This is a genomic window from Fibrobacter sp. UWH1, from assembly GCF_002210365.1.
Taxonomy (GTDB): Bacteria; Fibrobacterota; Fibrobacteria; order Fibrobacterales; family Fibrobacteraceae; genus Fibrobacter.
This window is the reverse complement of record NZ_MWQG01000021.1, coordinates 43,419-58,013: the sequence shown is the minus strand read 5'-3', so window position 1 is coordinate 58,013 and position 14,595 is coordinate 43,419. Positions and strand designations below refer to the sequence as shown.

At 51.0% G+C, this 14,595-nt stretch carries 14 protein-coding genes and 1 tRNA gene; 6 read left to right on the top strand and 9 right to left on the bottom strand.

Annotation, left to right across the window (positions count from 1 at the left end; genetic code table 11):
* The first annotated feature begins 20 nt into the window (after positions 1-20).
* Entirely contained in the window at positions 21-845 is an 825-nt protein-coding gene (locus B7992_RS10560) for a tetratricopeptide repeat protein (RefSeq protein ID WP_073283234.1), read from the top strand.
* Positions 846-861: 16 nt separating this feature from the next.
* On the opposite strand, the gene B7992_RS10555 is transcribed toward B7992_RS10560, so the two are convergent.
* Positions 862-1,518 carry a hypothetical protein gene (locus B7992_RS10555; RefSeq protein WP_141100445.1) on the bottom strand — a complete coding sequence of 219 codons (657 nt, stop codon included), beginning with the start codon at positions 1,516-1,518 and terminating at the stop codon, positions 862-864.
* A 51-nt stretch (positions 1,519-1,569) separates the two neighbouring features.
* Here B7992_RS10555 and dusA point away from each other — a divergent pair, with 51 nt between their 5' ends.
* Entirely contained in the window at positions 1,570-2,592 is a 1,023-nt protein-coding gene (dusA, locus tag B7992_RS10550; RefSeq protein ID WP_088666253.1) for a tRNA dihydrouridine(20/20a) synthase DusA, read from the top strand.
* Positions 2,593-2,932: 340 nt separating this feature from the next.
* Positions 2,933-3,877, top strand: a complete 945-nt coding sequence (gene argF / locus B7992_RS10545) for an ornithine carbamoyltransferase (protein ID WP_073155439.1) — start codon at positions 2,933-2,935, stop codon at positions 3,875-3,877.
* Positions 3,878-4,028: 151 nt separating this feature from the next.
* Here the strand turns inward: argF and B7992_RS10540 are convergent, their stop codons facing one another.
* The 3 genes from B7992_RS10540 to B7992_RS10530 all read right to left on the bottom strand — a co-directional run bounded on the left by B7992_RS10540 (position 4,029) and on the right by B7992_RS10530 (position 7,628).
* Positions 4,029-5,273 (bottom strand): carboxypeptidase-like regulatory domain-containing protein, encoded by a 1,245-nt coding sequence (locus tag B7992_RS10540; RefSeq protein ID WP_073283242.1) that lies wholly within the window; start codon positions 5,271-5,273, stop codon positions 4,029-4,031.
* A gap of 8 nt (positions 5,274-5,281) precedes the next feature.
* Complete coding sequence (locus tag B7992_RS10535; protein WP_088666252.1) at positions 5,282-6,172, bottom strand: DUF4423 domain-containing protein; 891 nt, start codon at positions 6,170-6,172, stop codon at positions 5,282-5,284.
* A 226-nt stretch (positions 6,173-6,398) separates the two neighbouring features.
* Positions 6,399-7,628 (bottom strand): fibrobacter succinogenes major paralogous domain-containing protein, encoded by a 1,230-nt coding sequence (locus tag B7992_RS10530; RefSeq protein ID WP_176421918.1) that lies wholly within the window; start codon positions 7,626-7,628, stop codon positions 6,399-6,401.
* A gap of 94 nt (positions 7,629-7,722) precedes the next feature.
* Here B7992_RS10530 and B7992_RS10525 point away from each other — a divergent pair, with 94 nt between their 5' ends.
* On the top strand, positions 7,723-8,625 hold the full coding sequence (locus tag B7992_RS10525) for a DMT family transporter (RefSeq protein ID WP_088666250.1): 903 nt from the start codon (positions 7,723-7,725) through the stop codon (positions 8,623-8,625).
* 311 nt (positions 8,626-8,936) lie between these two features.
* On the opposite strand, the gene B7992_RS10520 is transcribed toward B7992_RS10525, so the two are convergent.
* The 4 genes from B7992_RS10520 to B7992_RS10505 all read right to left on the bottom strand — a co-directional run bounded on the left by B7992_RS10520 (position 8,937) and on the right by B7992_RS10505 (position 11,207).
* Positions 8,937-9,020, bottom strand: a tRNA-Leu gene (locus tag B7992_RS10520).
* Positions 9,021-9,084: 64 nt separating this feature from the next.
* Positions 9,085-9,864 carry a hypothetical protein gene (locus B7992_RS10515; RefSeq protein ID WP_073155428.1) on the bottom strand — a complete coding sequence of 260 codons (780 nt, stop codon included), beginning with the start codon at positions 9,862-9,864 and terminating at the stop codon, positions 9,085-9,087.
* A 3-nt stretch (positions 9,865-9,867) separates the two neighbouring features.
* Positions 9,868-10,389, bottom strand: a complete 522-nt coding sequence (locus B7992_RS10510) for a hypothetical protein (RefSeq protein ID WP_141100444.1) — start codon at positions 10,387-10,389, stop codon at positions 9,868-9,870.
* An 8-nt stretch (positions 10,390-10,397) separates the two neighbouring features.
* Complete coding sequence (locus tag B7992_RS10505; RefSeq protein ID WP_083537946.1) at positions 10,398-11,207, bottom strand: hypothetical protein; 810 nt, start codon at positions 11,205-11,207, stop codon at positions 10,398-10,400.
* A gap of 33 nt (positions 11,208-11,240) precedes the next feature.
* Between B7992_RS10505 and B7992_RS10500 the strand changes: the two genes are divergently transcribed.
* Together B7992_RS10500 and pheS are read left to right on the top strand one after the other, a co-directional pair.
* Positions 11,241-12,644 carry a toxin-antitoxin system YwqK family antitoxin gene (locus B7992_RS10500; RefSeq protein ID WP_141100443.1) on the top strand — a complete coding sequence of 468 codons (1,404 nt, stop codon included), beginning with the start codon at positions 11,241-11,243 and terminating at the stop codon, positions 12,642-12,644.
* A 194-nt stretch (positions 12,645-12,838) separates the two neighbouring features.
* Positions 12,839-13,861, top strand: a complete 1,023-nt coding sequence (gene pheS, locus B7992_RS10495; protein WP_073233429.1) for a phenylalanine--tRNA ligase subunit alpha — start codon at positions 12,839-12,841, stop codon at positions 13,859-13,861.
* A gap of 135 nt (positions 13,862-13,996) precedes the next feature.
* Here the strand turns inward: pheS and B7992_RS10490 are convergent, their stop codons facing one another.
* Complete coding sequence (locus B7992_RS10490; RefSeq protein WP_073233427.1) at positions 13,997-14,581, bottom strand: outer membrane beta-barrel protein; 585 nt, start codon at positions 14,579-14,581, stop codon at positions 13,997-13,999.
* Positions 14,582-14,595: the final 14 nt, after the last annotated feature.

The window sequence follows — 14,595 nt, the reverse complement described above, 5'->3', positions numbered from 1 at the left end:
GCTTTACTATATTGCACCCCATGGCAAAAGTTGTACAGATTACCGCAGAAAATTTTGAAACAGAAGTTGCACAAGCTTCTGAAACCCGTCCCGTTGCAGTCCTCTTCTCCTCCGCCGAGTATCCGGATTGCGCCCCCTATTCCCAGCTGGTGGGAAAGTTCAGCACCGAACTTGACTTTACCCTGGGCGTCGTCAGTTGCGACGATCGCGCCAACATGCAGCTGATCCAGGCATTCCGCGTACGTTCCGTTCCCGAAATCCACGTGGTGGACAAAGGCCAGATTGCAGACGTTATCGCAGGTGTGCTGCCCGAAGACGAACTGAAGAAGCGTCTCGAAAAGTTCTACACCAGCGACGAATCCCGCTTTATGGAAGCCCTCGAAATCGCCATCGCCAGCAAGAACTACGAGGTCGCCCTGCCCATGCTCAACGAAGCCTTGCAGAAGACTCCCGACGACAAGAAGCTTTTGCTCCTGTGGGCCAAGGCCAGTCTCGGCATGGGCGATACCGAAAAGGCAAAGGAAATTCTGAAGAAGTTCAACGAAGCCGACGACCAGTATAAGGAAGCCAAGTCCCTGCTGGAACTTCTGGATTTCCATGCGGAAGCCGCCAAGAAGGATGTTCAGGGCAAGGAAGCCATCGTTTATCACGAAGCCTGCTGCATGGCCGCCGCCGAAAATTTTGAAAGCGCCCTCCAGGCATTCCTTAATTTGTACGTAGAAGCCCCGGAATGGAACGACAGCGCAGCAAAGAAGGCTATGCTCACGCTATTCGGCGTTCTGGGACCCAAGCACGAACTGACTTGGAAGTACCGCGCCAAGCTGAACACGATCATGTTCATCTAGTTTAATATTTTTTAGATTAATGTTTAAAGCAAAGATGGGATTCTAGGAATTCCGTCTTTTCTTTTTCAGTGAGATCGCCACGACAGACTCTAATTCCGTCAGCGTAATTAATCCCCATGCCAACCAGGCCTGCGGTTCCACCAACAACTGTACCAACAGAGGCTCCAACAGCAAAACCAATGGGCAACATGGCAAACATCAAGGAGCCTACAACAGGATTGGAGCCCATCGTCGCCTTGGCGGCCTCAAAGAAGAATTCTCCCCCAAAATAAAAGCCCTTTTGCGCGCCTCCGGACAAATGATCAAGGAAAACCTTTCCATTACTTTTGGGAGTCCAAATTTCCGTTCCGCCTTCACAAATCTGGATTTTTTCTACCGGTATGGAGATGACGTTTTTTGAATCATTCGTCATAAACTTCAGAGCATCTTCTCCATAGCTGTAACAGTATCTGCTGGCTTCGAAAAAAGTCACCTGAGAACCGTACTCGTACCGGAAAGTCCTCTCATCACCATGCTGAACTGCAGACTGGTAGGCTTTCAGATCTCTTTCATCTATGGGCTCTGCTTCCGAAAGTTTTTCTGAATTATCACTAATCGAACCAACCTTTGATGAGCTGGAACAGCCCAAAAGCACAGCGGAGCACACAATCAGAATCAAATTTAGACTTTTCATAATCAGACCTTCTAACCATTCCAAATCTACATTTTTTCTACATTTGATTTTATGAATATTGATTTCAACCGCAGATTGTCTATCGCCCCGATGCTGGATTGCACCGACCGCCACGAACGTTATTTCTTGCGTTTGATTTCAAAGCACGTGCTGCTGTACAGCGAAATGGTGGTGACTCACGCCCTGCTCCACGCCAAGCCCGAGATGTTTTTGGGACATGAGGAATTCGAATACCCCGCCGTGCTGCAGCTGGGCGGAAGCAATCCCGCCGATTTGGCCAAATGCAGCAAGATGGTGGAAGCCGCAGGTTTCCAGGAAGTGAACCTAAATTGCGGCTGCCCCTCGGATCGCGTCCAGAGCGGAAGTTTTGGCGCCTGCCTCATGAAGGACAAGAACCTGGTGGCCGACTGCTTCAAGGCCATGCAGGACGCTGTGAGCATTCCCGTTTCCATCAAGTGCCGCATCGGCGTAGATGAATTCGACAGTTGGGAATTTTTCCGCGATTTCGTCGGCACCGTCGCTGATGCAGGCTGCAAGTACTTTATTATTCACGCCCGCAAGGCCTGGCTGAAAGGTTTAAGTCCCAAGGAGAACCGCGAGGTTCCTCCCCTGCATTATGAGTTTGTTCATAAGTTGAAGGCAGAAATGCCCCAGCTGAATATTGCCATCAACGGCGGCATCCGCAGCATGGACCAGGTGCTTGCCCACTTAAACGGCGACCCCACTTCTGCTGGTACGGGTGTGGCGCTGGATGGCGTCATGGTGGGCCGCGAACCTTACGAAAATCCCTGGTTCCTGCACGACGCCGACGAACGTGTTTTCGGAGATACCGCTCCCGCCGCCAAGTCCCGCAAGGCCGTCCTTGAAGCCTACCTACCTTATGTAGAAAAGCAGTTCGCCGAAGGCTGCCCCGCCACCATCCTGGTGAAGCACATCTACGGCCTTTTCGCAGGCCTCCCTGGGGCCAGAAAGTTCCGCCAGATGCTTAGCGAAGGCGCTCCCAGAGCCAAAAATTACGGCGGACCCGCGGAATTAATCCGCAAGGCCATGGAATTTGTGGTGGAAGAAGTATAAAAACAGCTTACTTTAACCCGATTTTTCCCAAAAATTCCAAAACCCCTTGACAAACACCCCGAAATTTGCTCTATTTGGGGGCACAATTTTAAGTTTAACCTTTAACGGAGATACAATATGCCTTGCGGAAAGAAAAGAAAGCGCAGGAAGATTGCGACCCACAAGCGTAAGAAGCGCCGTCGTCGTGACCGTCACAAGAAGAAACTTCGCTAATATCCGTTAGCATCTTTTGTGATTTTCCTGTAAAGGATATAGAAAGACGGAGTGTTAAGCTCCGTTTTTCGTTTTTTCGTTTTTTTAACCGAGCAGTTCCTGAGCTCACCAAAATAAGGAATAGAAAATGATCGATCGCAGCAAGCACTTCCTCCGCCTCGCCGACTGGAGCGAAGAAAGAATTCTCGAAACCGTAGCCATCGCTTCCCGCCTCAAGAAGGAAGTCCATGCAGGCCAGGTCTCCGACCGTCTCCACGGCCAGAACATCGGTATGTTCTTCGAAAAGCCGTCTCTGCGAACCATCACTACTTTCCAGGTGGGCATGAACCAGCTGGGTGGCCACGCCGTGCTGCTCTCCCCGGACTCCATCGGTCTTGGCAAGCGCGAATCCATCAAGGATGTGGCCCGCTGCCTTTCCCGCTGGGTAAACGCTCTCGTTGTCCGCTGCTTCAAGCAGGACCTGGTGGAACAGCTGGCTGAATACGGTTCCATTCCCGTTGTGAACGCCCTGACCGACGACTACCACCCCTGCCAGGCTATCGCTTTCGCCCAGATGATCGAAGAAAATCTCGGTGGCATGAAGGGCAAGACTGTGGCCTTCATCGGCGACGGCAACAACGTTGCTAACTCTTTCCTCGCCCTCTGCTCCAAGGTGGGCATGAACTTTACTTTGGCTTGCCCCAAGGGTTTTGAACAGCCGGCTCACGTGATCGAAGAAGCCCAGGCTGACTTCAAGCGCCACGGCTGCCAGTACCGCGTATTCAACGATCCCAAGGAAGCTGTCAAGGACGCCGACATCCTTTATAGCGACGTATGGGTCTCCATGGGTCAGGAAGGCCAGAAGGAATCCAAGCAGAATCACTTCCTGCCGTTCCGCATCGACGCAGACCTTTTGAAGTACGCTCCGTCTCACGTGAAGGTTTCCCACTGCCTGCCCGCTCACCGCGGCGACGAAATCACCGACGAAGTGATGGACAACCTGGACCTGAACATGAGCTACGAAGAAGCCGAAAACCGCCTCCACGCCCACAAGGCCGTGCTGTGGCAGGTCATGCCCCCGTTCAACAAGTAATTGAACAGCGTAGACTTTTTAAAAAGGCTCCCTCTGGGGGCCTTTTTTCGTTTCCGTTAGAGTACAAAAGGCTGGCTCCCGCGAGAGCCTGCCTTTCTAACCACCAAATTCACTTTAGCTGTTCCGCACTCCGGCGCGTTCAGAACAGTCCTTACCTTAAGTCCTTTTCATTAACTCCATAAAATTTGATGTCATCAATCCAGATTTCCGTATCAAAATATGCGGAAACTGCGATGTTCGTAGCCTGCTTACTAACGTAATCCCAGCCCATGTTTCCATAGGTGCTGTCGCCCACCATAAAGTCGGAAGGTTTCACCACCACACGCTCCCATTCATCCGCACCACCAAGGGTGTCCAGGAACACTGCCTTGCCAGAAGTTCCGTCAACAATGGCTTCAAGATTGAAGGAATAGGAGCCCATGCCACGAACGAAGTATTCCACGGAATCAATGCCGCTGAAGTCACAAGGATCGGAACTGGAGCAAATCCACAGGCCCATGAAAGACCAATGTCCCTGCATTCCAGAAGTTGTCCAGTGGAATGCCTTGCCCTCGCGACCTGCACCGGCATCTACAACGGCCAGGGCGGCGCTATCTTCAACAGGAGACATGACCACCGTGGTGTCCGTAGGCTTCAAATAAAGTTCGCTAGAATCTCCGGCAAACAGGACGTTAGACTTCAATCCGTTTTCGAAATCCAGGACATTTAGGTATCCCAGGGGCGCGGAGGAACCCGGTTCCTCGTCGGATGAGGATTCCGACTCATCGCTGGAGGAACTTTCGGCAATCTGACCACTAGACGAACTTTCAGGAGCCGCCAGAGGAACAGTCACCAGGTCCTCGACAATAGAATCGCCGGCGACGATTCGAACGCGGTAATCTGCAGGAGCAAGGCCCTCAATCTTATAGAAGCCTTCGCTATCGGTCTTGACCTTCCGATCGGTACCGTAAACCTGGATCCAGACGCCATCGCTGCCTTCGGGCAAGTCGATCCTACCCGACATGACACTCAGGGGGCTAACGGCAATTTCAGAGGAATCCCCCATCTTGATCTGATTGGCCAGGAGCAGGGCAAATGCGCCACGGCCTTCATCCATCACCTCGAGGGTCATGGAATCTGCAAACAATGTATCGACGCGGACAATGCCGACGGAATCCGAGGTAAAGATCCTGACGGCAGTTTCCTTCTTCAAGACTTCCAAGGCAGGCAGATAGTTCGCAGCCCTCAAGACTGCAGTGGCGTTGGCCACAGGGGCGCCACCTTCGTCCACCACCTGGACCACATAGGCGTTTTCTGTTTCGACAGTACTGACACCTGCCACCTCGCTATCCGTGGAGCAGGCCACAAGCCAGCCGCCCACAAGCCCGGCAACAATGCACTTAAACATCTTAACCATACCACACCTCATTTTTTTACCCCTTTGGTGGCAGCGGTCTTGCCCGCCACACCTCCATTCTTGACAGCGGCCTTGCCCGCCACCGCGTCCATGTCGGCCACCGGGAACAGCGAGAACATGAACTGCATCACCTTGGTAGGCTTCTGCACCTCTTCTACGCGTTTCTGCACCTGGCGGCGGAATTCCAAGGTCATTTCCTTCAGGTCGTTAAAGCAATCTTCATCTACGCCCACCAGCAGCGACGACATATTTCGCCGGTCAGGTTCGATGGTAGCCAGGGCATTCTGAGCCAGAGCCAGCAACTGGTTCTGGTAGCTGCGAATGGCAGTCACCTTGGCGGTACCCGACGAGGTAAAGTTAGCCTGCCCCACCGCAAACCGTTCCGACGCCAGGGGCGTAATCAGTTTCAGTTCCTTCAAGACGCGGATGGCTTCTTCCACCTGTTCCTTGGAAACCACAGGCGTAATCTGCTTCACCAGCTGGGACACCACCGCCGAGCCGTTGTTCATCTCGATCAGGGTTCGCACCACCGGAATCCACCACTTGCCTAAAAACAGAAGCTCGTTGGTATTGAGTTGGCGCATCTTGACGTCCTTCAGGGACAGCGCCATCTTATAAAGCTTATCCTTCTTGGCGGGGGATTTCGTCTTGGAAGCCGCCACCAGGATTTCAAAAAGTTCGCCACTTCGGCCCTTCAGATCCAGCAGGTCCTTGACCAGGGGGATGCTGCGATTGGGCAAGTGAAGTTCCTTGTTCAGTACGCGGAACATCTGACTGGTTTCAAGGCCAAGTTTCTGCCCCATCATCTTATAGGAATACAGGGGCAACTCCAGCTTGCGCTGGGCATAGTAATTCTTCAGCAGATCCCTGTAATCACCAATTTCGTCGATATTCAGCATAGGCCCTTCTTAATTCTATATAATTTCCCATCTATAAGATAGATTCGCCTCCTGATTTTTTGCCCCCGTTAAAAAATGCCCTTTGCAAAAATTGCAAAGGATTTGTTGGATCAAGGGGTTACCGCAGACGGTCAAGAAGCTAACTTAAAGGTATCGTAAAACCACACCACAAAAAGCCCCGGGAAGGTCCCGGGGCTTTTTTTAAACAGTCAGAATTCCCTACGGCTTACGGAGCGCTGTAATCAAACCAGTCGTAGTATTCCAGGTCTTCGTCATAGGTGCAGACCACCACTACATCAAGATCTGCTATGTAGGCGGTAGTACCCTCCATATCTTCATCGCAAGCATACACTCCCAAGTCGTCAACCTCATCCAGCATGAGATCATAGCTTCCGGAATCGCCACTAGAGCTGGCAGGAGTTACGCTGGAGCTAGAAGGCAGAGTGCTGGAGCTGGAAAGATTGCCGTCATCATCGTCGTCATCATCGTCGTCATCATCGCTGGAAGAAGAGCTAGGCGGAGTAATATCTTCTTCGTCCATCCACATGTAGTCTTCCAGGTCATAATCGTAAGCGCAGATCAATTCCTGCTCCACGTCCTTGATGTAGGCAGTCTGACCCTTGGTCTTTTCGGAGCAGGCATACTTAGAAAGATCAGAGGATGTCATCACTTCTACATCGTACTTGGAATTGACAGACCTGTCATTGACACAACGCACGGAACGGTAGATGGACTTTTCCAGGGTATTCTTCCTGACACCGCCATCGGTGCTGGTAAAGCGCCAGCTGATAGCGTTTTTCAGGTCAAATTCATCGGAACTCCAGAAGGAGGCGTAATCATCCTGCTCCAAAAACTCGTTACCCTTCTTGTAGCCGGAAGCCAACACGCGGAAACCATACTTGTCGGTTCCGTTACCGTCATCATCCCAGCTAAAGGTTGCCTTCAACTTCTTGCCGGGGTCACTTCCCACAGCGTCAAACAATTCCTGCCATTCATCCTTAGAAGGCAAATGCCACCCATCGGGGCAGACATCCTGGGCATCGCCCCAGTAATACAGGGCGCCGTAATCTTCACAGTTGTCTGTCTTGTCATCATAGCAGAAAGAATTGGAGGACTTGTAGTTCAGGTTTTCCGCCATCCAGAGCTGATTACCGATAGTCACGGTCTTGTAACGTTTATTATCGCGGCTGTCCTTAAAGTCACTGTAGGAAATGGCCGGATTGAATTCTTCAAAATCAACCTCTTCGGAAGAGGAACTCGCGCGCACGGAACTGCTGGATTCCAGATCGTCATCAGTTTCGTTGTCAATCTTGGCGCTGGAAGAAGAAAGGATTTCTTCCTGTTCTTCGCTCGCACTACCGTTACCGCTATCGCCGCAAGCCACAAGGCCAAAAGTGAGGGCACTGCAAACGCCGGCCACACAGCCAACATAAAGAGCATTCTTCAAGATAGTCATAAAACCTCCTAATGATATCGCAAAGATAAAAAAATTTTTTGAGTCCTCCGTAAAAATGGATCCAACGACCTTTTTTTCTATCTTTTTTATCGCTATGGCTAACATCGGATATAGTTTTCTGCTTATTCTGGCGGCCTTCATCTGGGGAACGACCTTTGTGGCCCAGGCAGAAGGCAATTCTGCAGGCCCCTTCGTTTTCACCTGCACCCGCAATCTCATTGCCGCCGCACTGCTTTTCGGCCTAGCCAAGACCCTTGATGCCACTGGCAAAAGCCCTCGGCGTCCCGCCACTCCTGCCCAGCGCAAGAAACTCTGGAAGGCAGGCATTCTCTGTGGCATCGCCCTAACCTTCGGAACCAACTTCCAACAGCTGGGACTGTACCTAGGGACTTCCGCCGGAAAATCCGGATTCCTGACCACCTGCTACATTATCCTCGTGCCGGTCTTAAGCGTATTCATCGGGAAAAAAATCAACTTAAAGTCCTGGATTTGCGTAGGCATCACATTGGTGGGCCTCTACATGCTCTGCATCAAGGACGGCTTCACAGTCGAAGTTTCTGATGGGGTGCTGTTGCTGTGCGCGCTATCTTTCGCCATCCAGATCCTATTCGTAGACAAGTACGGCCCCGACGTAGATAACGTCCGCCTTTCCGCCATACAGTGTCTAGTGGCCAGCGTCCTTAGTGCCGCCCCCATGTTCCTAGTGGATATGGAATGTTCGGCTGCGGGCATGGTCCGTGCCGTAGAAATTTACTCCCACGGATCCGCCTGGATTCCGCTGCTTTATGCCGCCGTACTTTCTAGCGGTGTGGCCTTTACCTTGCAGATTGTGGCCCAGAATAAAATCAAGCCCACCATCGCCTCGTTGCTCATGAGCCTGGAATCGGTGTTTGCGGTTCTGGGAGGCTGGGCCGTGCTGGGAGAACAGCTGACCCTTCGCGAGGGCCTTGGCTGCATCATCATGATGGTAGCCGTCATTCTCAGCATCAAGAAATAGCTCGTCCGAAAGGACAGGGGGCAAAAAGGCAGTGGAAAAGAGAAATTCCACTCCATTTCCACCGCCTTTCTTTTAATTTGTATCAAACAAACTCTCAAAACAAGACAAATTTTACCTCAAACAGGGGTAAAAATGCAGAAAAACACAGCCTTACCCCACCTCTGGCCCCCAATTTTGCGAACGAACAAACAAAAAGGCAGTGGAAAATCGGTTCATACGCCCTTTTCCACCGCCTTTTTTCATTACCTCCGCGAGGCATCTCCATCTCCAAGCATAAAAAAAAGACCTCTCTTTCGAGAGGTCTTTTTCAGTGCGGATGAGAGGACTTGAACCTCCACAACCTTGCGATTACTAGAACCTGAATCTAGCGCGTCTACCAGTTCCGCCACATCCGCATGTTCGTGTGCCCAAATTTTGAAAATTATTTGCGATTTGTCAAGGGTAAAGGGCAAATTTTATTCATTTTTCATTAAAAATTTCCAAAATCCAGTCTTTTTGATGACTTTTCCAGTAACTCCAGTCATGTTCACCGGCCGGATCGAACTTCATATCGCACTGAAGAGAGGAATTTGCCTCCGCTCCCTGGTCCAGGGAATTGCAAAAGCGGGTAATCCAGGGAACTGTCACATCGGCAGGATACAGCCGGTCGGAACCGCCCTGAATAAAACGCCAACGTCCGGTTTGCAGACGACGTTCCCGGGCAATTTCTGCGGCATCGCCAAAGGCGGCCCCATAGGAACTGATCAGCAGTCTGGATTTCACCTGTCGACGGCCCCACAGGGAATAAGCCATTACACCCAGCGCCCCGTCTGAAATTCCCACCAGGTAGATGTTATCGATAGGGTAACCACGACGCCCCGCAATGGAATCCAGGGCCGCATCCACCCAACCAACAGCCACGGGAGTTACCCAATGGTCCTGCTTACAGGCAGACGCACTCATTACGATAAAACCGGGAAGCAGCTCCGCCATATCGCCGCCTGCAACCAACCCCTTTTCACAATTGCCGCTAGTCATACCGCCGTGGAACCACACGGCGACAGAACGGTGATCATTGCCCTTGTTTTGTCCGTTAGACTTTAAATTCCAGACGCCCACCAATCCCTTTTTAGGAGCAGACATGCCCGAAGCTGAGCCATAGGCGACCACGTTCAAGGTATCTTCGGCGGAGGATCCCCAGCACGAAGCCGCAAGGCCCACCACAAGAAACAGCGCCCAGACGGACTTAAAAAATTTCATTGGCTATGCCCGCTTTTTAACAAGCCACATGATCAAGAGCACCAGCGCAGCCAGGGCCATCGCCCCCACAATGCCGCAACCGATAAAGGCATAATAGACCTGGTAATCCATCACCAGTTCATCAAAGCTCAGTTCCCCATCCATAGACGAAATGGAGTGTACTACAAACAAATTGCTTTTTACTCGTACAGCCGTAATCTGCAACGGAATATCCCCAGCATCCATGGCGGCAAAACTGTACCATTCAGCCATATCATCCATCATGTCCTTGGAAGCATACAGCACGAAATTCACATTGTCGTCACCGTTAATCTGGAAGTTGGTCTTGTCAAAAAAGGGAATGTCCGTTCCGCCAAAGATGCTTGGAATCGAGGCGTGGGTCACCGTACCATAGAAAAGCTTGTCTTCTTCCGTAAATCCCTTGAGGGCAGGCATCATATAGGAAAGCAGCCAGCCCGCCAAGAACAGCAGCAGGAAGGCGAAATGCAAATAGGCCGGTTTACGGGAGGTATAGAAACAGAACATAAAACCCACTAGTCAATATTTTTAGAACGGAAGATAAAGAAAAATGTAGAAAGCAAAAGCACCAGACTCAAGAAATAGAAGGCCATGGGAATCCTGGATTTCAGGGAAAGCTCATCCATATTCTGGGACTGGAAGAACTGGATCATGTCTTCACAATACATAGCCGCCATGGAATTGTCGAAACGGCTCCAGGCCAGGGCAAGTTCCTCGTTTTCACGAGACAGCTTGATAAAGTCCGTCTTCAAGTTCTGGGGCAAGCGGGCAATTTCATCTTCACTTAGAGATCCCAAGCCCACCAGGTATCCGGCACGCATGGAATCCAGGGACATCACCATCTTTTGATGAAGGGAGCCCTCCAATTCCATAACCTGGGACCGCACCCCTTCCAGCTGATGATTCCAGGCCATTCGACCGGTCGTATAGCGGCGCATTCCCGCCACCTTGCTCAACACTTCCTTTTCAAAGCGGGACACGGACTCGTAGGACGGGACCTTTACACCAAGACCGCGAATGTTATCCATTTCCCTTGAAAAGGAAACGGCCATTTCCCGCAGGTTCATGGTCTGGGCCTGCACAAAAACAGAATCCGCTCCAAAGCCGATGCGGACACGTTCCATACCGCGCATGGTAAAAGCTTCCTGCAGCTGGTAATCCGTCAGAGATTTCAGATGACGGGAGTAGATAACCAGTTGCGGCTTCTGGGAAAAATAGAACAGCGCCGTAAGCCCAACCGTAATGGCCAGGACAAGCCAGACCCAAGGCGTACGGACCCGCGTATTGAAGGTATCGGCAAGCTGTTTATTCTTAATATCTAACACAACACGAAATTACCTTTTTCTACTTTAGTTCGTATGAGAGCTTTTCGATTTACAGCTGTTTTTCGGGTCATTTCCCGCTTTTCTGCAACCTTTGCCGTCTGCGGGGCACTCTGCAGTTGCACAATCGAACGAGCCGAAGAAACCATTCTGGCCACCCATGCCAATGGCGCCAAGAAAACTTCCATCTGGGTTTACCCCAATGGCGAAATTCTAAAGCGCAACGAATGGTACTCCGACGGAATCAAGGAATACGAAATTCCCTACAAGGATAACGAGCCCGACGGTGAATTCAAGCGCTGGACAGGCTACGGTGACCTGGTTCTCGAAGGGGAATACAAGAAGGGCTTACGCCACGGAAAATGGATCAGCTATTACGGCGGACATTTCAACAAGAAGAAGGAAGCCATCCGTTACTACAAGGAAGACCACCCTGTAGGCGACTGGGAAGGCTGGCACTTTAATGGTGAAAAGGCCTTCGAGGAGCACTACAACGAAAAGGGAGATTCCGTTGGCGTCTGGAAAAAGTGGGACGAAAACCGAACCTTGGTTGAAGAAAATTCCTGTTTTGAATCAAACGAAAAAGGTCATTTCAAGAAGTTTGCCAAGAGTTGCAAGATTCTTGAATATTACGATTGCCGCCAGGGAATGAAGGTTGGAAAATACAAGCGTTACTACGAATCCTTTGACGAGCCCGATTCCACCGGAGCCAGTTGCAACACTGCAAAAATTCGGGAAGAAGGCGTCATCGACGGATGTGAAGGCACAATGTTCCCTCAAACTTTCTATAGGGCAAACGGATCCGTCATAAAGAAAATCGAATATCAAGAAAGCGATTGCGGAATGGTAAGGTCCAAAACATCATGGTTCGATGAACAGGACAAACTGTTGAGAGAAACCATTTTCAAGAACATCAACCATGATGGTTCCGAAGGTTATGCTTACGGATTCTGCGAAGGAACAACCAATTTGTTCTGCGCGGAAACTTCCTTCGTCCAATATGGGTATGGAGTTCTGGACAGCAGTACCTTAAGCCAGAAAGACGCCTTCAGTCAAAACGTTGGTCAATACAAGGCCTCGATTCGCTACATAAAGCCTGACCACAAGTTGCTTTACGAAGAGTACTGGGATTTTGACAGCACGGCAAAATCTGCAGGTCAGATCCTCCTTGCGACACGCAGTTTCTACCCCGATAGCATGGGCGGCAAAATGGCCAGTGAAGGCTTCTGGAAATACCACTTTAGCAAGGGATCGCAGCGCAACGGCATCTGGCGCAACTGGTACCCCAGCGGCATCCTCAAGGACAGTCTCACCTACGTGAACGGCGAACGCATTGGCGACCAGTTCAGCTACGACTCCACCGGCAAGCTGACCATCCACAAGACCGAGAACGGCAAGAACCGCCCCGTGATTATGCATATCCTAGGCAGCGAACGGTAAGAGGACGGGTATGAGGCGCGAGGTATGAGGCGCGAGGTATGAGGGCGGAGCCTGCGGCTCCCTTGAGATATTATAATCGCGCCAGAGGCGCCAAACTTACTAATTCATATCTCATAATTCATAACTGTTAATCGTTCATTGTTAATCGCCTCTTGCAAGAAGAACCTCAAAAAATTTCTATCTTATGCCCCACTATGAGTGAAGCTATTAATAACGTAAAACAGGCATTTGACGCAGAACTTGCTCAAACTGACCTCACTAATCAAGAAGCCGTTAACAACCTCCGCGTGAAGTACCTTGGCAAGAAGGGCATGGTAACCGACCTGATGAAGCAGATGGGTTCCCTTTCCGCAGAAGAAAAGCCGGCTTTCGGCAAGCTCGTCAACGAACTTAAGGTGGCCGTCTCCGAAGAAATCGAAAAGGCCATTGCTACCGCCAACGAAGCCGCCCTCCAGAAGAAACTTTCCAGCGGCAGCGTCGACGTATCCCTCCCCGGCGCAGGCATTCCGTCTGGCTCGACCCACCCGCTGTACGACGTCCGCGAAGAAATCATCGACTTCTTCAGCCAGATGGGCTTTGAAGTGGACTTCGGCCGCGACATCGAAACCGACTGGTACAACTTCGAAGCATTGAACACTCCTCCCGACCACCCGTCCCGCGACATGCAGGACACCTTCTACGTGGACGACAAGGTGATGCTCCGTACCCACACCAGCGGCACCCAGATTCATTACATGGAAACCCACAAGCCGCCTTTCCGCATGATCGCTCCGGGCCACGTGTTCCGCGTCGATAACGATGCTACCCACGCCCCCATGTTCCAGCAGTGCGAAGGTCTGGTGGTAGACGAAAACATTTCCTTTGCAGACCTGAAGGGCGTCCTCCAGGTGTTCATGAACAAGCTCTTCGGTGAAGGCGTCAAGACCCGTTTCCGCCCCAGCTTCTTCCCCTTCACGGAACCTTCCGCTGAAATGGACGTGAGCTGCGTATTCTGCGGCGGCGAAGGCTGCCGTCGTTGCAAGGGCACCGGTTGGATGGAAATCGGTGGCTGCGGCTCCGTGGACCCCAACGTGTTCAAGAACTGCGGTATCGACGGTGAAAAGTACACCGGCTTTGCATTCGGCTTCGGTCTAGACCGTATCGCCATGCTCCGCCACGCTATCCCGGAAATCGGCTTGCTCACCGGCAACGACCAGCGTTTCCTGGACCAGTTCTAGTCCGAGCCAAAAGCTTTACAGGGCCTCGCCTTTGGCGAGGTCTTTTTTACGTACAAAATTACGAACAAGAGAGGCGGACCTTGCAAGGTCCGCCTTTCTTTAATAGTTTGCGATCTCGTTTAAGACGTCCAACAATTAGCGCTGCTTAAACCAGTAGCTAAGACCGATTTGGATACCGAAACGGTTTGAATCCACATTATCCAAATCAAAAACATTGGTCAAACCGTAGGTAATACGGCCATCAATGCCCAGACCGAACTTGAACACATAGCCCAAGCCTGCAGCGAAGTCTACGTTAAATCCACTGGCCTCATCTATGGATTCTGCATCGGTAGACCTACTTCCATATTCAACCCAGCTCAAGGTAGTCAGGTTAAGGCCCAGGTTAACACCCAGATCCATGAAGAAACCCGGAGTAAAATTCAGACGGGCCAGTACGGGGATACTCATGTCAACATACATGATGTATCTATGGTAGTTATCATAATCATCCACATCAAAGTCATATATGGCGTATTCAATACCTGCACCGGTATGAATGCCGAAATTTTCGTTAACCGGGAAGAGCATTTCGAAAGTGAAAGCATCACCGGTACCGATGTTACCATCGGCATCACCCATCAGGGAACCAACGATAAAAGCATCTCGGAGACCGAGACCCACAGCAAAGCTCTGCACGGCGGCAAAAGCAACGAAAGCAAGAACGATTAGTTTTTTCATGTTTCCTCCATATT